The sequence below is a fragment of the Mesorhizobium sp. M1406 genome (assembly GCF_040317555.1).
GTDB lineage: Bacteria > Pseudomonadota > Alphaproteobacteria > Rhizobiales > Rhizobiaceae > Mesorhizobium.
Genome location: NZ_JAMYKW010000034.1, coordinates 1 through 20,566, shown reverse-complemented (window position 1 = coordinate 20,566; position 20,566 = coordinate 1). Strand labels below are relative to the sequence as shown.

Here is a 20,566-nt window from a genome sequence, read left to right as displayed (position 1 = left end):
CGCCCATGCCCTTTGCCCAGTTCAAAGATCGTGCCCTTATTTCCGTATCAGGCCCGGATGCCGAGCATTTTTTGCAGAACATCCTGACCACCGATCTCGACATATTGGCTCCCGGCGAAGCCAAGCCTGGCGCGCTGCTGACGCCGCAAGGCAAGATCCTGTTCGATTTCCTGATCTCGCGCGCCGGCGATAGCGCATTCCGGCTGGAATGCCGTGCCGATATCTCAGGCGATTTCGTACGCAGGCTGACGCTCTATAAACTGCGCGCCAAGGTCGAGATTGCCAAGGCGGATCAGGCGCTTGTCACTATCGCGTGGGGACCTGAATCAACGCCCTCACAATCCGATTCAACGGCGGCCGTCGACACGCGCTTTCGCAGCAGCGCCGTCACGCGTTCCTATGGCGAAACTGAAGAGCGCGGCGACCTTGCCGCGTGGCAAGCGTTCCGCATCGCCGCCGGCATTGCCGAAAGCGGCAGCGACTACCAGCTTGGAGAAGCCTTCCCGCATGACGTGCTGCTCGACGAAACCGGCGGTATCGGCTTCAAGAAGGGCTGCTATGTCGGCCAGGAGGTCGTCTCGCGCATGCAGCATCGCGGCACGGCCAGGCGGCGCGTGCTGATTGTTTCGGCCGACAGGCCCCTGCCCGCGCCGGGCACCGAGCTAACCGTCGCGGGACGGCCGGTTGGCACGCTCGGCTCGACCGTCAGCGCGACAGGCCTCGCCATTGCCCGCATCGACCGGGTCAAGGCGGCGCTCGACGCCGGCCAGGCGATCATGGCTGGGGACGCCACCGTTTCACTCGCCATCCCGGTCTGGGCAAAATTCGCCTTCCCGCAGGAAGCCGTCAGCGCGGAGGAGGCCTGATGGCGGCCGACCGCGTCGGCGCGCCGGCACGCGCCTGGCAGCGCATGCTGTCGGGCCGCCGGCTCGACCTGCTCGACCCTTCACCGCTCGACATAGAGATTTCAGACATTGCGCATGGGCTCGCTCGCGTTGCCCGCTGGAACGGCCAGACCAGCGGCGAACATGCCTTTTCGGTTGCCCAGCACTCGCTGCTGGTGGAGGCGCTGTTCTGCGACCTGATGCCTGAGGCTTCGGCCGACGCCCGGCTGGCGGCGCTGCTGCACGACGCCCCCGAATATGTCATCGGCGACATGATCTCGCCGTTCAAATCGGTGATGGGCGGCAGCTACAAGGATTGTGAGTTGCGGTTGCAGCGCGCCATCCATCTGCGCTTCTCGCTGCCGCCCGAACCAGCTGCCACGCTGCGCAAGGAGATCAAGCGCGCCGACCAGATCGCCGCCTATTTCGAGGCGACGCTGCTCGCTGGCTTTTCGACCGCCGAGGCGACCGAGTTCTTCGGCCGTCCGCGCGGCTTCAATGCCGACCGCTTCGATTTCACGCCACGCTCGGTGACCTGGGCGCAGAATGCGTTCCTTAAGCGGTTTTCCGCGATCGAGAGGTCGCGGCATCAGGCTTCGGCGCCCGCGGTCGGCTAAAAACGCTAAATTAACCGGCGGCGACCACAGTAGCTCTTTCGATCACGATCCGCAGGCGCCTCATGCCCGTCGCTGATGCCAAGGGTGGTTCGGCCGTCCCTGAACGGGAGGCCGAAGGCATGGATCGCTCGCGCCATATGGAAGACGAACTGCGCGAACAGAACGAGCGTTTTTTGGCTGCGGTCGAAAATATGTCGCATGGCCTGTGCATGTTCGACGCCGACGAGCGGATGATCATCTGCAACGGCAATTATATCAACATCTTCTGCCTCGACGCCAAGGTGATACGGCCCGGCATCCGATTTCTCGACATTCTGCGCCATAGCGTCGACATGGGCATCGCCTCGGAAAGCGCCGATGAGCTCTACGCCATCCGCAAGCCCTATATCGACCAGGCGAAACCCTCGACCTATGAGGAGACGTTGTCGGATGGTCGCATCATCAACATCTCGCATCGCCCGCTGGCTCTGGGAGGCTGGGTCTCGATCTACGAGGACATCACCGAACAGCGGCGCGCCGAACAAGAGCTCAAGGAGCAGCACCGCCGCTTCGACGCCGCGCTCGCCAACATGTCGCAAGGCCTGCTGATGTACGACGCCGACGGCAAGATGATCGTGCGCAACGGGCGTTTTCTGGAGCTCTACAACGTCACCGCGGCGGACTTCCCGCTCGGAACGACGCACCGCGACGCGCTCGAACGATTGCTGGAACTCGGCATCTATACGAAGATCGATGTCGACAGCGAAGTCGCCAAAACCGAAGCCTGCCTGGTGGCGGGAAAAATGCATTCGGCGTATCGGCATCTTTCCGACGGGAGGACGATTCTGGTCACACGCCAGCCGATGAGCGGCGGCGGCTGGGTTGCGACTTTCGACGACGTCACCGAACGCCGCCGCGCCGAAGAGCGGATGACGCATCTTGCGCATCACGACACGCTGACCGGGTTGCCCAACCGCCAGATGTTTCGCGAACGGCTCGAGCTTGCGTTGGAAGACCCGGCGGCCACGTCGCTGGCAATCTTCTCGCTCGACCTCGACCGCTTCAAGGCCATCAACGACACTTGGGGGCATCCGGCCGGCGACTGGCTGCTGAAGAGCGTGGCCGACAGGCTGCAGCGTTGCCTGCGCAATGAAACAGACATCGTCGCCCGTTTCGGTGGCGACGAATTCGTCATCATCGAGTTCAATCTCAAGCGCATCGCCGATGCCGAGAAACTGGCAAAGCGGATCGTCGAGGCAATCGCAAAACCGTTCCGCTATAAGAACCGGGACATGCATGTCGGCATCAGCCTGGGCATCGCCGTCTTCCCCGACGATGGCAACGACGCCGATACGCTGTTGAAAAACGCCGATACGGCGCTCTACCGAGCGAAGAGCGAAGGGCGCAACCTGTATCGCTTCTTCGAGCCCGGAATGGACGCCATGGTGCTGGCACGACGCGCCCTCGAGACCGACCTCGAGGCAGCGCTGCCGCGTCAGGAATTCGATCTCGATTTCCAGCCCATCATGAACATCGCCTCCGGTGAGATCGTCGGTGCCGAAGCCTTGATGCGCTGGCATTCGCCGGAGCGGGGCACGGTGGCGCCGGACAAGTTCATTCCGGTCGCCGAAGAAACCGGACTGATCGTGCCGCTAGGCGAGTGGGCGTTGAGGAAGGCTTGCACCGCTGCGGCAAGCTGGCCCGCGGGCCTGCGCATCGCGGTCAATGTCTCGGCCGTGCAGCTCAAAAGCGGCGGCTTTGCCCGCAGCGTTATCTCGGCTCTCGCCTTTTCCAGCGTATCCGCCGGCCAGCTGGAACTGGAAATCACCGAAACCGTGCTGATGGACGAGAGTGAAGCCGTGCTGAGGACATTACGGCAGTTGCGCGGACTGGGTATTCGCATCGCACTGGACGATTTCGGCACCGGCTATTCCTCGCTCGGTTACCTCAGGCGTTTTCCCGTCGACAAGATCAAGATCGACCGTTCGTTCATCCACGACCTGGACAATCGCGATACCAAGGCGATCGTTCGCACCGTCATCGGGCTGGGTGCCGAACTCGGCATCACCGTCACCGCCGAGGGCGTCGAGACCGAGGCGCAGCTCGACATCCTGCGCCGCGCTGGCTGTACCGAGGCGCAGGGCTATCTGATCGGCGTGCCGTCAAAGGCGGCGGATATTCAGCGTCTCTTGAAATCTCGTGCCTTGCACAGCCAGACCGGCTGAGGTCGGCCACCATCAACGCAGTGTCTCGATGTATTTGCCGTGGAAGCTGACATAGCCCGGCTCGACCACCTTCAAATGCCGCTCGATCAGCGCATGAAACCGCGGCAGTTGATGAAACGGCACGCCGGGATAGGCGTGATGCTCGGCATGGAACGGCATGTTCCACGCCAGCTTGCGGACCAGCCAGTTGGTCAGCGTGGTCCTGGTGTTTTCCAGCATGTTGGCGACGAACGGACAACGGCCGTGCTCGGCCAAGAGGTAAAGGCGCAGAAACGGCTGTCCCAATAGCGCGGGCAAGATCCAGACATAGAGAAGCACCGAGAGCCGGAAATAGACGGCCAACAGAATAACCACGGCATAAAAGGCAATCATGGCGCGCGCCTCGATGCGCACCTTGTCATAGCCTTTGGGCGGAACGTAGCTTTCCCGGCCACGCCCCATCGCGTTGGCATAGAGCGTCTTGAGATGGCCCCACCACAAAGGGATGCCGGATATGTGGACGAGATACTGCCGCCATGTCTCCGGTTTGGGGAAGGCCAGTTCCGGGTCGTTCCGCGGGTCCTGCGTGTATCGATGATGGGCGAAGTGGAAGTAGCGAAACCAGTCCGCCGGCAGCGCGATCGCCAGGCCGCATACCCGGGCCACGGCATCGTTCAGCCATTGCGTTTCGAAAGCCGTGCGATGAACCGTCTCGTGCAGCAGCGTGAACAGGAACACGATCAGGATACCCTGCGGCAGCATCAGCAGCGGCCAGAACGGCACCTTCGCCGCGATCAGCGATCCGATGATCACGATCGCACCCCAATGAGCGGCAAGCTGACCGAGGCCCGCGACATCAGACTTGGCGGTCAGGCGGTTGCGCTCTTCCTGCGTCAACGATGAAATTACGTCGCGATGATCCATGGTCTCGGTTCAGCCTGAGAATTCGATAACTCATCCTGGCAAAACCCTCTCCAAAAACCAGGATTTCTGCAATGGGTAAAGGTAGCCCTATGTGGCTTATGTCAGCGGCGATGTGGTGCACGCGGAGTTCGTCCGGCTTCAGGCGGCCCCGGTCGCGAAAGCGGCGGTAGATCTCCTTGCGATCGAAGCCGGTAAAATCCTCAGCATCTTTTCCCCGATCAAATTACCGCCCCGGCCGATCCAGCCGCTCCAGGAACCACTGCGTCAGCCGCACCCAGACTTCATCCTTTTCTCCGGAGTCCTCCCAGCCATGGTCGAGGTTGGGATTGTCGTTGACCTCGATGACGAAGACTCCGTCCTTGGTTTCCTTGAGGTCGACGCCATAGAGCCCGTCACCGATACAGCGCGCCGCCTTCACCGCCGTCTCGACGACATGCGCTGGCGTTTCCTTCAGCGTGAAGGTCTTGATGCCGCCCTGGTCGGGTTTGCCGTTGGCCTTGTGGTTGACGATCTGCCAGTGCTTCTTGGCCATCAGGTAGTGCACGGCAAACAATGGCTGGCCGCCGAGCACGCCGACGCGCCAGTCATATTCGGTCGGGATGAATTTCTGCGCGATCAGAAGGTCGGAATCCTCCAGCCATTCGGTGGCGAGCGTCTTCAGTTCCTCGAAATTGGCGCATTTCTTGACGCCGCGCGAGAATGACGAATCCGGGATCTTCAGCACCAGCGGAAAGCTCAGTGTCTGCGCCGCCAGTTCGAGATCCGAAGTGCCGGCGATCATCACCGTCGGCGGCACCGGGACCTTGTTGTAGGCCATCAGCTCGTTGAGATAGACCTTGTTGGTGCAGCGGATCATCGACAGCGGATCGTCGATGACCGGCATGCCTTCCTGCTGAGCGCGGCGGGCGAAACGATAGGTGTGGTTGGAGATCGAGGTCGTCTCGCGGATGAACAGCGCGTCGTAATTGGCGAGCTTGGCGAGGTCGCGCTTGGTGATCGGCTCGATTTCGACGCCCATCTTCTCCGCGATCTTGGCCCAGTAGCGCAGCGACGATATCTCCGAGGGCGGCAATTCCTCATGCGGATCGACCAGCGTGGCGAAGGTGTAGCGTGCCGGCGTGCGGCCCTTGGTGTCGCGCCACTCGCGGTTGGTGTAGGTCTCCAGGCACTGGATGAAGCTTTTTTCCTCATCCTCGGTCATGCGCGCCAGCGGATGGAAGCCGATCTTGCGGATCGAGGCCCATTCGGCGCTGTCCTTGATGTGGACCTCGAGCGCCGGCGCGCGGAACCAGTCGAACAACAGCTTGGCGAAACGGTCCCAGATTTTCGACGGGCCGATGCCGAAGAAGATGCAGACTTTTTGCGGGAAGGCGCCGCCGAGGTCCTTGCGGCATTTGTTGAGCGCAAGCTCCAGTTCCGGCAGCGCGTGCTCATAGAGCTTGCGCTCCGACAGGTCGATCATCGTCTCGACGGTCGGGATCACCTTGTGGCCGCGCGAGCTGGCCAGCAGCGAGGCATAGTAGCCTCGGCTCTGGTAGGCGTAGTTGTTCGAGAGGTTGATGACCTTCGGCCGCTGGCCGCGAAACAGCGACGGATGCGCGAGATAGTCGCGATTGGTGATGATCTTGTGTGGTGTCGCCACCTGGTCGAGATCGCTCTGCCTGCCTGTAAGAATAACCCAGGTCATTGTTATCAGCGCTTTCCCAGAGTGATGGCGGCACGCAGTCCGTCGCGGCCAAACTGCGCCATGTTCATGAAGATGCCGTAAGGCACGGGAATGTTGGCGGCATCAAGGATGGTCTCCTGTCTTTCGTCCTCGACCCAAGGGTCGTGGATCAGGATATGGTCGCCGTCATCGCCGATCGCCAGCACCCAATGCGGCACCTTCTTGCCGAACATCAGGAAGCCGCTGATCAGCACCAGCACCAGTTTTCCCCCAGCGATCGCGGCCCTGATATCGTCGATGGTGAACGGACGGTAATTCACCGGGATGCCGTAAAGTTCCGCGCGCCGGCGAAAGTCGACCTGGGCCAGTTCCATCACCCGGCGCTTGTCCTCGCTGCGCACCGATTGCAGGAACAGCGCGCCGTAGAAGGAGACGTAGATCTCCGCCGCAAGCCCGCTTTCGTACCCCGAGACAGCAAGACCGAACGGCTCGCACCCGCCTGGCCCCGACATCATGAACACGGTCGTCGCCTCGCGCCACAGGCGAATTTCCATGACCGGATCCGGCACGAAGCCGCGATCGAAGTTGGCCATGGCCATCATCAGGCAGCACGGGCCGCAAGTGAATTCGCATGTCTGCTGATAGAATGGCACTTTGGTGGCGATCGGAACGTCGCCGCGCAAGGTCTTTTCGTAGCGCAGCGCCGTCTCGCCATCCTCATAGTAGCCGGGTTCGCGGCCGATCTTGCGATAGCCGGCCTGTTCGTAGATGCGGATCGCGCGGCTGTTGTCCTCGCGCACCTCGAGACGCAGCATCATGCGGTCATGCTCGAAAGCGGCCTCTTCGGCGGATCCGAGCAGCATGCGGCCGACACCAAGCCCACCGAAAAACGGACCGGTGGCGATCGAGTAGAGGCGCGCGACCCCACTGCCCTTGCGAAACAGCACGATCGCATAGCCGGCCACGCGGCCATCGACTTCGGCGACCAGCGTCTCGGCGGTTTCACGTTCGATGAACAGGCGGAAGGAACGGCGGGAAATGCGGTCGCTCGAGAAAACGGCTTTCTCTATGGCGGCGAGATCATCGACGTCAGACGCGCGGGCCGTGCGGATCTCGGCAGGCATGCGGCTTCAGCGAACCTCGATTGGTGGTGGGAAATGCCCTACTCGAAACGTTCAAGACATCAGTCGAAATGCTGACGGTCAGGAAGCGCTATCGCACCTCGAATAGGGCCGAATTGTGACAGATTCGGCAACGTTCGGCGATGTAAAAACGCGTTGAACGAGATCACCGATATAGATCGGTGTCGCCATCAAAAGGGGCACCTTTCAACTGGCCAGGCCGGCCAGAAGCTGACCATAGGCGCTCTTTGCCACAATGGCCAATTGCTCGCGCGGAAGCGAGCCGACGACGGCGCAGCCATAGCCCTTGTCCAGCCAGTAGACGGCCTGGGGACCGTCCTGCTCCGATGCATAAGTTCCCTTGGCGTTCTCCGCTGATTCCGCCGTCACGAAGAGAGATATGCGCTGGCCCTTGTCGTCCTCGTAGAGCAGCATTGCGGCCTTGCTTTCTCCGGCCGGCAGCAACCGGCCGCCGACCAACTGGAAACCGTTCGCGGTCAGGTCCGGCGCCACCAGCTTCAGCCCTACCCGGTTGGACAGCCAGGTCTCCAGATGATCCTTGTCGCTGGCCGGCACTTCGACCGCATGCTGCTTTTCAGCAGCGAAGACGACATGGGCCGCGATTGCCTGCTCGGCCAGCCGGTCTTCCGCCGGGTTCTCCTGCCCAATGCCATCGATGCCGGCAAGGTAGCCGCCAAGCCCGCCGGCGACCACAAGCACGGCTGCGGCAGCGGCAAGCCACCAGCGCGAGCGTGGCACCGCGGCCTTGACCGGCGCCTCGCCGAGCACGACCTTGCGCAATCGCGCAGGCACGGGTTCGTCCAGCACTCCGGCGAAGGCGGCCTGCAATGCCGTCCGATCGGCGGTGAAGCGGGCGCTCTTGGCCTTCATCTCGGGATTGGCGTCGAGCCAGGCCTCGTAGGCGGCGCGTTCGTCGGCTGGCAGTTCGCCGTCGAGTGCCATGTGGATGTCACGTTCGGAAAAGTCGCGGCGGATCATTTCTCGACAATCCTTATCGCGCGGCGACGCGCCGTGTCGTCCAGCAGTCCGCGCAATTCCTCACGCCCGCGCGCGATGCGCGACATCAGCGTGCCGGCAGGGACGCCCAGAATGTTGGCGGCTTCGGCATAGGAGAAACCTTCGATGGCAACAATGACGAGGGCTGCGCGGCGGTCGGGGCTGATCGCCTGCAAGGCGTCGATGATCTCGCGCGAGGCGATGCTCTCCATCTGCTCGGCCGGCTGGGCAACTGCCTCAGCGGCCTCTAATGGCAGCATCGCCGCCTCGCCGCGGCGGTTCACCTTGCGCATCTGGTCGATGAACAAATGATGCATGATCGTAAACAGCCACCTACGGGGGCTTTCTCCTGTCTGCCAGTTGTCGAGCCGCACAAGCGCCCGCTCGAGGCAATCCTGGACGAGATCGTCGGCAGCGACGCGGTCGCGCAAGAGCGAGCGTGCGTAGCGGCGCAGGCGCGGTATTTCGCCAAGGATTGCTGCCTTCTTTTCGTCCATGACCGCTGGTTTCGAGGTCGCCCTTGTTGATCCGATTGAACGCGCCTTCCGGGCGCGGCGCAAGCGGCCAGCGCGAAGCGGTCCGCCGCCCCGGTCACCCAAGCAATGAGATAACGACATGACCGGCTAAATTATTCCCACCGATCAAGGTGAAAGCCGAATTATCCCAAATCCGTCAGCAGGAAATCATTGCCCTTGTAGAGCAGCGGAACATCGAGGTTTTTTGCACAGGCATAGGCGAAACAGTCGCCGAAATTGAGATCGGCTTGATGACCAACGGCCTTGCCATAGCGAGCGCTGGCATTGATGGCGTGGAAACCGATCTCTTCGCCGATCACCACATTTTCTCCGCCAATTTCCACAATGAACTGATCGACCAGATCGCGAGCCTTAAGGAGGGCTTCAGCCGTAGGTTTGCGGGAGCCAGCGGCTGCGCGCGCCAGCGCCTGTGTCGCTTCAAAACGCACCAGTGGAGACACGTAGGACAGGCCGGCAAAACCAGAAAGCCGCTTGATCAGCTCCTCCCAACCCGGTTCCCGGTTGAGAATGGCGACAATCACCGACGCATCGACAAACATCAGTCCTCCCACATCTCGTCGGTGAATTTCTTCATGTCGAAATCTGGATTTGGCAGGCCCATCTTCGTCGCTTCCGCCTGCAGCCTCGCTAGCCGGTCGCGCAGCGGCACTTTGGCGCGATTGCGCTCGAGTTCGTGCACAAGTGCGGTCCTCACCGCCTCTGTCTTGCTCGGAGCGTTCGTCTCGCGCTGCAATTTGGCGGCCAGCGCATCCACTTCGTCGTCACGGATATAGAGCGGCATTGGATATCTCCTGGCGGATATCAAGATATCCTATGTTGAATATCCTTTCAAGAGGCTTCGACACCCTCCTTCGCCGCCCGCGTCAGCAGCCGCTGATAGAACAGACCGATGCCGATCAGCACGGCGCCGAGGCCGATGAAGGACAGTGCCCTGAGCACGCCTTCCAGCTCCGACATGTCGAAGATGAAGACCTTCAGCACGGCGATCGCGATCAGCGCGGCGGAGGCAATGCGCAGCACCTGCGACTTCAGCCATACGCCGGCGGTGAGCAGTGCGACGCCGATGATCAGCCAGAGCGCCGAATAGGTGTAGGTCTCCAACTGGCCGAGCCCGCTCCACAAGCCGATGAACTCGCCCTTGAACAGCCGCCTGACCGACAGTGTGGCATAGGCCAGGGCAAGGACGGCCGCCACCACGGCCAGCATCTGCGCATACCATTTCGGCCGCTTGTCCCTGGCATAGAGCGCTAGCCCGCCGGCAGCGATGGCCGGCAAGAGATAGGCGAGGAACAACAGGTTGAACACCGGGATCCGGCCGGTCGATTCGTCTGACAACAACGGATTCAGCACCACGAAGTGCTGAATGACGATGAAAACGACCGAGGCCACACCGGCGGCCATCGAACCATAGCGCAGCACCGAGCTTGGCGAGCGCATGTCGATGGCGACCAGGATGGCGCCAGCGCCGATGGCGATCAGCGTGTAGATCGCCTGTTCGGCCAGCGTCATAGCACCCGTGTCGATGACGCCGCCATGCATGGCATGGCGCACCAGCATGGCGAGCGTGAGCAGCGCAAACAGCGCCGCCGCCGCTTCCATGGCGAGGCGCGGCCGGCCATTGCCAGCCCTTGGTAGTGTGGGGGTGGTGCGCGCGAGCTGCCAGGCGGCAAAGCCGAAGGCGAGCGCCGGCACGCCATAGCCCGGCAGCAGCCAATTGAACACCGGTGTCGTCGACAGAAACTCGGCGCCGACGATGGTCGGGTCAAAGGCGACGCGGCCAAGCACCGCGATCACCGCACCAACCGAAATCCAGCCTAGCACCGGATAGGAGCGCCAGCGCGTGGCTAGCGCCGGCACGATGGCCGCCGCACCGAGCAGGAGGGTGGTCCAGCCGGAATCGAAAGCCATATGCAGCAGCAGCAGGCCGGCGATGGCCGCGCCGCCCAAGGCAAACGACACCGCGATACCGCCCGTGAGCGGCGGCCCTTCGGCCCGTGCGATCCACTCGCCGCCGGCGGCGAAAACGACGACCAGCAGGGCTGCGACGGCGGCATAGACAAAGTCGCGGTCGAGATTGCCGAAGGTGAACCAGAGCGCCAGCAGGATGACCAGCGGAACGATGACGCCCCATGCCGCCCATGAGGCGGCGCGGATCTGCGTCCCGGGGGCGAATCTGCGCGCGGCCCAGAAGCCGGCGCCGATGAAGACCAGGCCAAGTGCGATGCCGATGCGCACTGTCAGCGCATTGGACGTGGCCACAGGCAGCCCATCGACGCCCAGCGCTCCGCCCGAAAGGTCGGAAACGATCGATGTTGGCGGGATGATGCCGAGATAGATCAGCACCGTGACCAGTCCGGCAGCATAAAGCAGCGGCAACGCCAGCGGGAGATAGAGCGCGACGGCCACCATTGCGGCGATCACCACCGCGCCCTGCAAGGCATAGCCGGCGGCGGCAAAGGCGGAGTCGACCGACAGGCCCAGCGCCGAGAAGGCGACGAACAGGCCAGGCACGATGGACGGCCAATCGAAAACCGTGGCTGGGCCGGCTTCATCGCCACGGCGGGCGAGCCAGACAAGGGCGAGCACGGCCAGCGTGATGGCGTCGATGAACAGGATGGCGGAGAGGTTCGCCCCCGGCGCATCGGTCATGTAAAGGATGGTCCAGACACCGGTACCGAAAAAGGCCGCCGCCATCAGCGCCTTCCAGTCGCGCATGCGGGCGATGACGCCGGTGGCGGCGAGCACGATCGCGAGATAGCCGAACAGCGCCCAGGGGTTGGGCGCCTGCGAGGCGATCAGCACCGGCGTCACCATGGCGCCGACAAGGCCGATGCCGGCCAGCGCCTGGCCATGGACCAGGGCTGCCGCGATCGTCGCCACGCCGATGGCGCCGAGCAGCGTGAAGGCAAGTGCCGGGCCGATGAAGCCGTAAATGCCATGCGCGGCATAGACGGTGCCGAACAGGATGAAGGCACCGGCCGCGGTCAGGATCGCTGGAATGTAGGCGCCGGCAACGCCTTGCGCCGGCACTTTGAAGCCTGTGCGACGGATGAACTCGCCGCCAGCGACCAGCACTAGGCCGAGCACCGCGGCCATGGTCAGCCGTACGCCGGGGCCGAAAATACCGGCCTCTATGGTGTAGCGGATCAGGAACAGGCCGCCCAGCGCCAGCGCGATGCCGCCGACCCAGACCGCCCAGCGGGTGCCGAGTGCCGTTTCGACATCTGACTGGCGGGCGGCTTTCGGCGGAGCGGTTGGCTCCGCAGGTTCCGCTGCCTTCGGTGCCGCCTCGCTTGGCGCCCATGGCCCGGACACGACCTCACTTATCGGGGCTTCCGCTTCTGTAGCTGGCGCCTGTGCGGCGCCCGGTTCGCTTATCGCAGGCGAGGGAATGTCGGCCGCGACTGCCGCGGCCGGAGCCACATCGGCGGGCGCGCCATCGGGCGCCGCCTGTTCGGACGGCTTGGCCACAGGCGGCACGGCGCCGGAAAGGACCAGGCTGCGCAGCGCGCCAAGCTCACGCTCGATAAGGCCAATGCGGCTCTGCTGACGCGAAATGATGACGAACAAGGCGATGATGGCGACAAGGCCGATCAGGCTTTCAAACATGGCGGTTCCCCCAAACCAGGCCAGTTTTCACTGACGTTCAGTCTCACTGACACTCAAATGCGGCGGCCAAACGGCCACAAACTCAACGCGCCGCCAGATTGGCGGCCGGAAAGATCGAGCATGTTTCGGTGCCGAAAGCCAGCAGCTTGCCGCCGGCATCCTTCAGCGTCGCTTCCGACACGGCCAACGTGCGGCCTTTGTGGACGACCTTGCCCTCGCAGACCACCTCGCCGGTCTTCGGCGTGATGGGCCGCGTCAAATTCACCTTGAACTCCGCCGTCGTATAGGCCTCGCCCTTTTTGAGCAGCGTCTGCACGGCGCAGGCCAGTGCCGAATCGAGCAGCGTGGCCGCCCAGCCGCCGTGCACGCTGCCCAGCGGGTTGAGGTGGCGCTCGTTGGGCACGCCGCGGAATACCGCACGGCCTTCCGACACTTCGGTCAGTGCGAAGCTGAGCTGGAAGGAGATTGGTGGCGCCGGGTACTTGCCGTCGACGATGCGCTCCAGCAATTCCAAGCCGGTATATTTCAGGATGTCGGCATGCGGAACGGTGCCGAGGCCGAGCGGCGAGACCCGGCCCGGATAAAGCTCGACCTCGCTCATGTGATGTTTTCTCTGGCCGCATCCTCGCCGGCTATGGTCTTGTCGCGCGCGTGATGCTTGCGCAATGCGGCGAGAAAGCCGGCGCGGGCGTCGGGCGGCTCGATGCCGCGCGGCTCATAGACGTGGCGGGTGAAGAAGAAACCGGTCAGCCGGAAGGCGTCCTCGACCGCCGCCGCATCCGCGCGCAGGCCGGAGCCGCGCTGCAGGAAGGCCGGCAGCGCCAGCATCTTGTCGCGCCATGGTGCGCCTGCTTCACGCGATACCGCGCGACCCGATTTTGGCGAGACATAGACTAGGTCCTGCCGCGTGCCGGTTGCGGCGCATTGACTGAGATCGAGGCCAAAGCCGAGTTCGTCCAGCACCAGAAGCTCGAAGCGCGCCACCAGTTCGCCGGCGGCATCTGCATCGTCGAGATGGACGATCATCACGGCAAGCGTTTCGTAGAGACCCTCATGCGCGTCGCGCTCGGGCAACAGCCGCAGATGCGCGGCCATGGTCTGCAGCCCATAGACGGCGACGGCGCTGTCCATCAGGCGGGCCGCGTTCATCTCGATCGCCTCGGCCTGGAACGTGCCGAGATGCTCGTCGAGCCGCGCCCGCCACAACAGATCGACGCGATTGCCCGGCTGGAGCACAGGCTGCCGCTTGCGCGAACGGCCGCCACGAACGAGGCCTAGATGACGGCCATGCGCACGCGTCATCACCTCGAGAATGGCGCTGGTTTCGCCATGCTTGCGGGTGCCGAGAATGATTCCCTCGTCGCGCCATTCCATGCCTTAAGCATTTCACCGGTTGGGTGGCGAAATCAAGGGTTGGGTTTGGTGCCCGGCAGGTCGATATCTCACGTCAGCATACAAAAAGCCGCCCGCAGCGATGTGCCGCGGGCGGTCTGGTAAGGTCGGTCGATGCGTTAGAACGAGCGCTGGAAGCGAACGATGCCGCCGACGCCATCCTCGAACTTGTCGTCGAAATTCTTGAAGTAATCGACTTCGGCCGTGATCGTGTAGCCGGGGACGATGGTGTAGGCGACGTTCGCGGCAACCGCGAAGTCCTGGAAGTCCGTGTAAGAGACCTGGGCGTTGAGCTGGACCTTCTTGTTGACGGTGTAGGTACCGCCGCCCCAGACGGCGAAGTTGCCGGTCCATGGCTTGTAGAAGTTCGTCGCCTTGTTGTCGTCGGTCCCGTAGCCCACCATGGCGAACAGGGTCAGGTCCGAGGTCGCCTTGATGTCGAGGCGAGCCTTGCCAGCCCATTCTTCCCAGTTGCTGTTGTAAGCGCCGACCGCGGTGATCGCACCCCAGTCGCCCTTGTACTTCACACCGCCCACGATATGCGGAACGTAGCTGTCGATGGTATCGGCGCCCGAACCTTCTTCGAGTGAGGCCACCGCCGAGAAGCCGTTGCCTGCATCGAAGTAGTAGCTGATCAGGTTGGTGTCCTTGAGGCCGTAGGGAATGATCGTGTCTTGGACGACGTTGCCGGCATAGCCGATGAAGGAGTCATAGGCCGTTTCGTCCTTACCGACGCGCAGCCCGCCAAGCTGGATCCAGGCGAAATGCAGATCGGCGGCCTTGTTGCCGGCCTCGCTGTCGATCGGGAAACCATCGGCGCCCTTGGCCGTGGTAACGCTACCGAAGTTGAAGCGCGTCTCGGTGTAGGTCTTCAACGTGCCGAGTTCGGTTTCCTGGCCCGTCCAGGTCTTCAGCGTGAAGCGCGCGTTCTTGTTCCAGGTGTCGTTGATGCCGCCATCCTGGGAATCGATGGCTTTGGTGCCGTCCAGCACGCGATTACCGTCGCCGAAGCTGGCGTCATAGCGGATGTAGCCGCCGATGCGCAGGCAGGTCTCGGTGCCCGGAATGTAAAAGTAGCCGGCGCCGTAGACGTCGCAGATCTTGACGTATTCGGCGGGTTCCGGTTCGGCGACGACGACAGCGTCCGCGCCGCGCGCGCCGGACACCGCGATCAGTGCCGCGGCTGAGCCGAGAAGGAGGCTCTTGATGTTCATTTTCTGACCTCTCCAGTCATAATTTTTAAAATGGCTTCGGATTGTGGTTGGCGGCAATGTTTTCCCGCCTCACCCCCACACTGAAAAAGGCTCGCACCGCTCCCCCGTTTCGGTGGCGAACATACCCATCGATCTTCTGCCTTCAATGACGATTTTTGAAATAACTCCGATTCCGCCAACAGAATAATGCTGTGTTGCACAAATAACACTTATGCACACTTCGAATGGCACAATCGGCACAACGTCATATATTCAATATATACCCGGATTCTTTCGCGGCTAAGTATACTTCCAACGCATCACATTTCTGCCATGGCGGTCAAAATTCGCAATATCTACCTCGTTTTCATGGAAATCGGACCGATTCCTGCCGCTGCTCTCCATCACCAGATGACATTCATCTGAATGATCGCGCTCTGTCGTCGTGATAAAGCATCGATAGTGCCCGCCGGGCCGGCCGGCATTTTGCCGAGGCGATCGAAACTCCCAAAGTGCTGTCGCGTCGCCGATTGTGACAGCGGCCAAGCGCCGAATACGATCTACGTGAGTTGGTTGCGCGCCAATGGAAACAGATCGTACCCGCAACGGCGAGGCCGCCGAACAATATCGGCCGCCCTATGGAGATATCGGAAATCTTTCAGAAACCGCTCGGGGTTTTTGGCCGCATCGCCCCGGCGCCTCAGGCCCGCTGAGCGTGATCGGCAAGCACTTCATTGATCACATGCCGGGATTTTTCAACCTCGACCGGGTTGACGTCTATCTGTCCGGCGGCGGTGATCAACGCCTTCCACAGCGTCCAGCCACGACCGCGCGCCCACATCGCCTGATCGGCCGGAACGCCGGCGCGGAACGCTTCCCGGCTTTCGCCTTCAAACAGCGTCCAGGCGATCGCCAGATCGCAGGCGGGATCGCCCACCCCCGAGGTTCCGAAGTCGATCACCGCGCTCAACCGGCCTTGCCTGACCAGCAGGTTTCCCCAACTGACGTCGCCGTGGAACCAGACCGGGGCGCCGTGCCATGTTGCGGCAAGCGATGCTTCCCAGACCGCGCTGGCTGCGTCGGTATCGATCTTGCCGTCGAGGGCAGCAATCGCTTGCCGCGCTTCGTTGTCATAGACGGTCAGCGCTCCGCCGCGAAAGAAGTTGTGCTGTCCAGGCGCCGGTCCGCCAGTGGGATCGATACGCTGCAAGGCAACCAAGAACCCGGCCAAATCCGTCGCGAATTGCGGCAGGCTGGCGATACGCTCCCGCTTTGCCGTCTCGCCTTCGATCCAACGGTAGATGGACCAAGGCCAGGGATAGTTTTCAGCCGGAACTCCCATCGCCAGCGGCACGGGGATCGGCAGCGGCAGCAATGGCGCCAGCCTTGGCAGCCAGCGATGCTCCTTTTCCACTTGCAGGGAATAGGCCGCGGCGCTCGGCAACCGCACGGTCATCTCGTCGCCAAGATGGAAGGTCCTGTTGTCCCAGCCGCCAAATTCAACCGGCCTGACGGCAAGATCCTTCCAGCGGGGAAATTGCGTGGCGACCAGTCGGCTGACAAGCGCTGTGTCGATGTTCAGCCTGCTGTCCATGGACCGGAAGCGGATTTGTTGAGCATGGTCTTTTCCGAAAACCGGTTCCCGCTTTTCGCTGCGTGGACCTTCGGGTCGGGATCTTGCTTTAGCGCGGAAACTCGAGCCCCATCTCGCGATAGCGTTCGGGGTCGTCGCCCCAGTTCTCGCGCACCTTGACGAACAGGAACAGGTGCACCTTCTGTTCGAGGATACCGGCTATCTCCATGCGCGCCGCCTGGCCGATGGCGCGGATGGTCTCGCCCTTGTGGCCGAGCACGATCTTCTTCTGGCTGTCGCGCTCGACATAGATCGTCTGGTCGATGCGCACCGAGCCGTCCGGCTTCTCTTCCCATTTCTCGGTTTCGATATGCGAGGAATAGGGCAGTTCCTGATGCAGCCTGAGATAAAGTTTTTCGCGGGTGATCTCGGCGGCGAGCTGGCGCATCGGCAGATCCGAGATCTGGTCTTCCGGATAATACCAGGGGCCGGCCGGCAGAGCCTCGGCCAGATAATCGAGCACGTCCTTGCAACCGGAACCGGTCAGCGCCGAAACCATGAAGGTGCGCTTGAACGGCACCCTTTCGTTCGCCGCCGCCGACAAGGCCAGCAGCGCCTCGTGCTTGACGCGGTCGACCTTGTTGAGGATCAGCACCATCGGCTGGCGCACATCCTTCAGCCGTTCCAAGATGGCGTCCGCGTCGCCCCGGATACCGCGCTCGGCGTCGATCAAAAGCAGCACGATATCGGCGTCCTTGGCGCCGCCCCAGGCGGTGGTCACCATCGCCGTATCGAGCCGCCGCTTCGGCTTGAAGATGCCGGGGGTGTCGACGAAAACGATCTGCGCATTGTCATGCGTGGCGATGCCACGCACGATGGCGCGGGTCGTCTGCACCTTGTGCGTGACGATCGACACCTTGGCGCCGACCAGCTGGTTGACCAGCGTCGACTTGCCCGCATTTGGCGCGCCGATAAGGGCGACGAAGCCGGAATGCGTGGGGGCAGCTTCCGTTGCCGGCTCTTCGGTAGCGGTCATGCCGCGCTCCCTTCTCTAGAGCGCCCCGCGCCCTCAGTTTTTTGAGCCGATGCGGTGGCCCAGACGCCTTCGCGCAAAAGAAACGCCGAAGCCGCCGCTTCTTCGGCGGCCCTGCGCGAGCCGCCGGTGCCGCTTATCGGCGCAAAGCCGCGGATCTGCAAGGACACCGTGAAGATGGGTTGATGGTCCGGGCCTTCGCGCCTTTCGATCACATATTCGGGACGTGCATCGCTGGTCTTGGCAATCCATTCCTGCAAATCGGATTTCGGGTTGAGCGGCTTTGTCACCACCGTCCGCGAGCGCGGTTCCCAATAACGCAGGACAAACCGCCGCGCGGCCTCGATGCCGCCGTCGACGTAAACCGCGGCGATCAGAGCTTCGACCGCATCCGCCAGATAGTTTCCGCCCGAGCCGCGCGACCGCATCTTCAAGGCAGCGTCGGCCCGGACCAGGTCCTCGAGCTGCATTTCGACGCCGATCTCGGAGCATGTCTTCGCATCGACCAGCGCGTTGAAGCGCGGCGCGATTTCGCCCTCAGGGGCGTCAGGGAACTTTTCGAAAAGCATATCGGCGACGACAAGCCCAAGCACGCGATCGCCAAGGAATTCCAGACGCTGATTGTTGCTAGCCGCCTTGACCGCACTGGAATGCGTCAAGGCGGTCTCAAGCAAGCGGATATCCTTGAAGACGTGGCCGGTCTTGGCCTTCACCAAACCGGCCAGTGTTTCGCCTGTCGGGCGCTTCAAAGCCATCAATTGACGAAGTGGAACAGGCGCGAAGCACGCATCAGCGACGGCCATTTCCAGATTTCGAGCGGGCTCGCCTTGCCGGCGATCGAGAAGAAAACAAGATTGGCGCGGCCAACCAGATTTTCCGCGGGAACGTAGCCGACGGTGAAACGGCTGTCGGCGGAATTATCCCTGTTGTCACCCATCATGAAATAGTGGCCGGGCGGCACGTCGAATTCGCGCGTATTGTCGCCGATCGAGTTCGAATTCAAGTCGAGCGTGTCGTAGCTGACGCCGTTGGGCAAGGTCTCGCGATAGACGTCGATAGGGCGCGATTCCTCGGTGATGTCGGGATTGTCGATCTGGCCGGTTTTCACGCGCGGCACGCTTGCGCCGTTGATGAACAGCTGGCCGTCCTTGACCTGGATCTTGTCGCCGGGCAGGCCGATGACGCGCTTGATGTAGTCGACGGACGGATCCGGCGGGAACTTGAACACCACCACATCGCCGCGCTTGGGCTCGGAGCCCCAGATGCGGCCCGAAAAGATGTCGGGGCCGAAAGGCAGCGAATAGCGCGAATAGCCGTAGGACCATTTGGTGACGAACAGATAATCACCTTCCAGAAGCGTCGGCCGCATCGATCCCGACGGGATCGAAAAGGGTTGGAACAACAGCGTGCGGATGACCAGGGCGAGCAAAAGCGCCTGCACGATGACGCTGACGGTCTCGCCAAGCCCGCCGGATTTCTTCACAGTTTTTTCAGCCACGCTCATGTCGTCCTCGATTGTGCGTTGGATGGTATAGAGTCTCGGCGCGCGCTGGGCAACGTCATGCCGGTCGTCAGATGCAATCAATGTGGCGCTTCTTCGACGGGCAACGCCTCGATGATCACAAAGGCTTGTGCGAGCGGGAAATCATCCGTGATGGTGAGGTGGATTGCCGCCCGGTGGCCCTTTGGCAGGATTTTGGCCAGCCGCGCCTGTGCCCCTCCGGTCAGCGCCATGGTCGGTGCGCCGCTGGGCAGGTTGACGACACCCATGTCGCGCCAGAAGACCCCCTGCGCCAGACCGGTGCCCAGCGCCTTGGCGCAGGCCTCCTTGGCGGCGAAGCGCTTGGCGTAGGACGCCGCACGCGCCCGGCGGTTCTCGGAGCGGGCCTGTTCGACCTCGGTGTAGATTCTCTGGATGAAGCGCTGGCCGTGACGTTCCAGCGACTTCTCGATGCGTCTGATATCGATCAGGTCGCTGCCGATGCCGATGATCATCGTGCGGCGGAACCGATGCTCGCGCTAGGATGAGACGATTGCTGATGCCGGCTTGCGCGCTCGGCCAGGCGCTTGCGCCGCTGCTCGCGGAAAGCGTTCATGCCCCAACGCGTGATGCCATAGAACAGCAGTCCGAACACTAGCCCGAGCGGAACCGCGCCGATCAGCATCGGCTCAAGGATAGGTTTCCACAATTGCGCGAAGGACAGGTTGTGCAGCATCTCGCCCAAATGCGCCGGCGGCCCGTGCCGCGGCAGGCGGTCATGCAGGATGAGCTTGCCTGTTTGCCAGGAGGCGCCCCACAGCAGAGGAAATGTCAACGGATTGCCGAAGAACACCGCGCCGAGTGCCGCCGCGACCAGATTGCCGGCAATCACCCAGCACAGGACGGCGGCGATGATGAAATGGAAGCCGACGGGAAAGAACGAAGCGAAGACGCCGGCAGCGACGCCGGCCGCCACCGCGTGCGGTGTGGCCTTCAGCCGCAGGATGCGTTTGGAAAAATACTGGAGCGAGCGCGAAAACGAGCGGCGCGGCCAAAGGTAGGTGCGCACCCGCTCGAAAAGGCCATCAGGCTTGCGGCGTCGAAAAAGCACTCTGTTCCCGTTCCACAGCTTCCGCGCCGGCACTTTCAGCCGGACGTGACAGCCACATATTGCGCTTGACGATCACCCTATGGCAATCGCAACCTTGATATAACGACGCGCCAGCAGAAGAACAACCAAACACCGTCCGTGCCAGGGCAATCGGGTGAGTTAACGCGTGACAAGGGGTTTAGGAGCTGAATCTGTCGAGAGCATCTGATTCTTTGAAGGATGCTTTG

The 20,566-nt window shown here is 62.5% G+C and carries 20 protein-coding genes; 3 read left to right on the top strand and 17 right to left on the bottom strand.

Annotated elements, in window-relative coordinates; genetic code table 11:
- The first annotated feature begins 5 nt into the window (after positions 1-5).
- The 3 genes from ygfZ to NKH03_RS23495 all read left to right on the top strand — a co-directional run bounded on the left by ygfZ (position 6) and on the right by NKH03_RS23495 (position 3,705).
- Positions 6-866 carry a CAF17-like 4Fe-4S cluster assembly/insertion protein YgfZ gene (gene ygfZ / locus NKH03_RS23505; protein ID WP_352970806.1) on the top strand — a complete coding sequence of 287 codons (861 nt, stop codon included), beginning with the start codon at positions 6-8 and terminating at the stop codon, positions 864-866.
- Positions 866-1,501: an HD domain-containing protein gene (locus NKH03_RS23500; protein WP_352970805.1), complete on the top strand. Its 636-nt coding sequence runs from the start codon at positions 866-868 to the stop codon at positions 1,499-1,501. Before ygfZ ends, NKH03_RS23500 begins: the two co-directional genes overlap by 1 nt.
- A 62-nt stretch (positions 1,502-1,563) precedes the next feature.
- The gene (locus tag NKH03_RS23495) at positions 1,564-3,705 is read left to right on the top strand and encodes a putative bifunctional diguanylate cyclase/phosphodiesterase (protein WP_352970803.1); all 2,142 of its coding nucleotides are present in this window, start codon (positions 1,564-1,566) and stop codon (positions 3,703-3,705) included.
- Between the two features lie 12 nt (positions 3,706-3,717).
- Here NKH03_RS23495 and NKH03_RS23490 read toward each other — a convergent pair whose 3' ends face one another.
- From NKH03_RS23490 to NKH03_RS23410, 17 genes are all read right to left on the bottom strand, one after another.
- Complete coding sequence (locus NKH03_RS23490) at positions 3,718-4,608, bottom strand: fatty acid desaturase family protein (protein ID WP_352970801.1); 891 nt, start codon at positions 4,606-4,608, stop codon at positions 3,718-3,720.
- 223 nt (positions 4,609-4,831) lie between these two features.
- Positions 4,832-6,295, bottom strand: a complete 1,464-nt coding sequence (locus tag NKH03_RS23485; RefSeq protein ID WP_352872680.1) for a RimK family ATP-grasp domain-containing protein — start codon at positions 6,293-6,295, stop codon at positions 4,832-4,834.
- Between the two features lie 5 nt (positions 6,296-6,300).
- A complete protein-coding gene (locus tag NKH03_RS23480) occupies positions 6,301-7,398 on the bottom strand; it encodes a peptidase C39 family protein (RefSeq protein ID WP_352970799.1) in 1,098 nt (365 codons plus the stop codon).
- Between the two features lie 204 nt (positions 7,399-7,602).
- A complete protein-coding gene (locus tag NKH03_RS23475) occupies positions 7,603-8,394 on the bottom strand; it encodes an anti-sigma factor family protein (protein WP_352970797.1) in 792 nt (263 codons plus the stop codon).
- Complete coding sequence (locus NKH03_RS23470; RefSeq protein WP_352970795.1) at positions 8,391-8,909, bottom strand: sigma-70 family RNA polymerase sigma factor; 519 nt, start codon at positions 8,907-8,909, stop codon at positions 8,391-8,393. The genes NKH03_RS23475 and NKH03_RS23470 overlap by 4 nt, the downstream gene beginning before the upstream one ends.
- A gap of 161 nt (positions 8,910-9,070) precedes the next feature.
- Positions 9,071-9,487, bottom strand: coding sequence for a type II toxin-antitoxin system VapC family toxin (locus NKH03_RS23465; RefSeq protein WP_352872684.1), 417 nt, complete (start codon positions 9,485-9,487; stop codon positions 9,071-9,073).
- Complete coding sequence (locus NKH03_RS23460; RefSeq protein ID WP_352872685.1) at positions 9,487-9,729, bottom strand: type II toxin-antitoxin system VapB family antitoxin; 243 nt, start codon at positions 9,727-9,729, stop codon at positions 9,487-9,489. The genes NKH03_RS23465 and NKH03_RS23460 overlap by 1 nt, the downstream gene beginning before the upstream one ends.
- A gap of 47 nt (positions 9,730-9,776) precedes the next feature.
- Positions 9,777-12,557, bottom strand: a complete 2,781-nt coding sequence (locus NKH03_RS23455) for a DUF2339 domain-containing protein (RefSeq protein WP_352970793.1) — start codon at positions 12,555-12,557, stop codon at positions 9,777-9,779.
- Between the two features lie 82 nt (positions 12,558-12,639).
- Positions 12,640-13,158: a PaaI family thioesterase gene (locus NKH03_RS23450; RefSeq protein WP_352970791.1), complete on the bottom strand. Its 519-nt coding sequence runs from the start codon at positions 13,156-13,158 to the stop codon at positions 12,640-12,642.
- Positions 13,155-13,931 carry a DNA repair protein RecO gene (gene recO, locus NKH03_RS23445; protein ID WP_352970789.1) on the bottom strand — a complete coding sequence of 259 codons (777 nt, stop codon included), beginning with the start codon at positions 13,929-13,931 and terminating at the stop codon, positions 13,155-13,157. The genes NKH03_RS23450 and recO overlap by 4 nt, the downstream gene beginning before the upstream one ends.
- Before the next feature lie 137 nt (positions 13,932-14,068).
- Positions 14,069-15,163, bottom strand: coding sequence for a porin (locus NKH03_RS23440; protein ID WP_352872689.1), 1,095 nt, complete (start codon positions 15,161-15,163; stop codon positions 14,069-14,071).
- 679 nt (positions 15,164-15,842) lie between these two features.
- Complete coding sequence (locus NKH03_RS23435) at positions 15,843-16,736, bottom strand: aminoglycoside phosphotransferase family protein (protein WP_352970788.1); 894 nt, start codon at positions 16,734-16,736, stop codon at positions 15,843-15,845.
- Between the two features lie 88 nt (positions 16,737-16,824).
- Positions 16,825-17,751: a GTPase Era gene (gene era, locus NKH03_RS23430; RefSeq protein WP_126068544.1), complete on the bottom strand. Its 927-nt coding sequence runs from the start codon at positions 17,749-17,751 to the stop codon at positions 16,825-16,827.
- On the bottom strand, positions 17,748-18,503 hold the full coding sequence (gene rnc / locus NKH03_RS23425) for a ribonuclease III (protein WP_352970786.1): 756 nt from the start codon (positions 18,501-18,503) through the stop codon (positions 17,748-17,750). The genes era and rnc overlap by 4 nt, the downstream gene beginning before the upstream one ends.
- Positions 18,503-19,252 (bottom strand): signal peptidase I, encoded by a 750-nt coding sequence (gene lepB / locus NKH03_RS23420; protein WP_352970843.1) that lies wholly within the window; start codon positions 19,250-19,252, stop codon positions 18,503-18,505. Before lepB ends, rnc begins: the two co-directional genes overlap by 1 nt.
- Positions 19,253-19,329: 77 nt before the next feature.
- Complete coding sequence (gene acpS / locus NKH03_RS23415; RefSeq protein WP_352872693.1) at positions 19,330-19,743, bottom strand: holo-ACP synthase; 414 nt, start codon at positions 19,741-19,743, stop codon at positions 19,330-19,332.
- Complete coding sequence (locus NKH03_RS23410; RefSeq protein ID WP_352872694.1) at positions 19,740-20,339, bottom strand: DUF2062 domain-containing protein; 600 nt, start codon at positions 20,337-20,339, stop codon at positions 19,740-19,742. Before NKH03_RS23410 ends, acpS begins: the two co-directional genes overlap by 4 nt.
- Between the last annotated feature and the right edge of the window lie 227 nt (positions 20,340-20,566).

Bases quoted from the DNA above. Each gene is read 5' to 3' on its own strand.
- ygfZ (WP_352970806.1), top strand. From the start codon at position 6: ATGCCCTTTGCCCAGTTCAAAGATCGTGCCCTTATTTCCGTATCAGGC.
- NKH03_RS23500 (WP_352970805.1), top strand. From the start codon at position 866: ATGGCGGCCGACCGCGTCGGCGCGCCGGCACGCGCCTGGCAGCGCATG.
- NKH03_RS23495 (WP_352970803.1), top strand. From the start codon at position 1,564: ATGCCCGTCGCTGATGCCAAGGGTGGTTCGGCCGTCCCTGAACGGGAG.
- NKH03_RS23490 (WP_352970801.1), bottom strand. From the start codon at position 4,608: ATGGATCATCGCGACGTAATTTCATCGTTGACGCAGGAAGAGCGCAAC.
- NKH03_RS23485 (WP_352872680.1), bottom strand. From the start codon at position 6,295: ATGACCTGGGTTATTCTTACAGGCAGGCAGAGCGATCTCGACCAGGTG.
- NKH03_RS23480 (WP_352970799.1), bottom strand. From the start codon at position 7,398: ATGCCTGCCGAGATCCGCACGGCCCGCGCGTCTGACGTCGATGATCTC.
- NKH03_RS23475 (WP_352970797.1), bottom strand. From the start codon at position 8,394: ATGATCCGCCGCGACTTTTCCGAACGTGACATCCACATGGCACTCGAC.
- NKH03_RS23470 (WP_352970795.1), bottom strand. From the start codon at position 8,909: ATGGACGAAAAGAAGGCAGCAATCCTTGGCGAAATACCGCGCCTGCGC.
- NKH03_RS23465 (WP_352872684.1), bottom strand. From the start codon at position 9,487: ATGTTTGTCGATGCGTCGGTGATTGTCGCCATTCTCAACCGGGAACCG.
- NKH03_RS23460 (WP_352872685.1), bottom strand. From the start codon at position 9,729: ATGCCGCTCTATATCCGTGACGACGAAGTGGATGCGCTGGCCGCCAAA.
- NKH03_RS23455 (WP_352970793.1), bottom strand. From the start codon at position 12,557: ATGTTTGAAAGCCTGATCGGCCTTGTCGCCATCATCGCCTTGTTCGTC.
- NKH03_RS23450 (WP_352970791.1), bottom strand. From the start codon at position 13,158: ATGAGCGAGGTCGAGCTTTATCCGGGCCGGGTCTCGCCGCTCGGCCTC.
- recO (WP_352970789.1), bottom strand. From the start codon at position 13,931: ATGGAATGGCGCGACGAGGGAATCATTCTCGGCACCCGCAAGCATGGC.
- NKH03_RS23440 (WP_352872689.1), bottom strand. From the start codon at position 15,163: ATGAACATCAAGAGCCTCCTTCTCGGCTCAGCCGCGGCACTGATCGCG.
- NKH03_RS23435 (WP_352970788.1), bottom strand. From the start codon at position 16,736: ATGGACAGCAGGCTGAACATCGACACAGCGCTTGTCAGCCGACTGGTC.
- era (WP_126068544.1), bottom strand. From the start codon at position 17,751: ATGACCGCTACCGAAGAGCCGGCAACGGAAGCTGCCCCCACGCATTCC.
- rnc (WP_352970786.1), bottom strand. From the start codon at position 18,503: ATGGCTTTGAAGCGCCCGACAGGCGAAACACTGGCCGGTTTGGTGAAG.
- lepB (WP_352970843.1), bottom strand. From the start codon at position 19,252: ATGAGCGTGGCTGAAAAAACTGTGAAGAAATCCGGCGGGCTTGGCGAG.
- acpS (WP_352872693.1), bottom strand. From the start codon at position 19,743: ATGATCATCGGCATCGGCAGCGACCTGATCGATATCAGACGCATCGAG.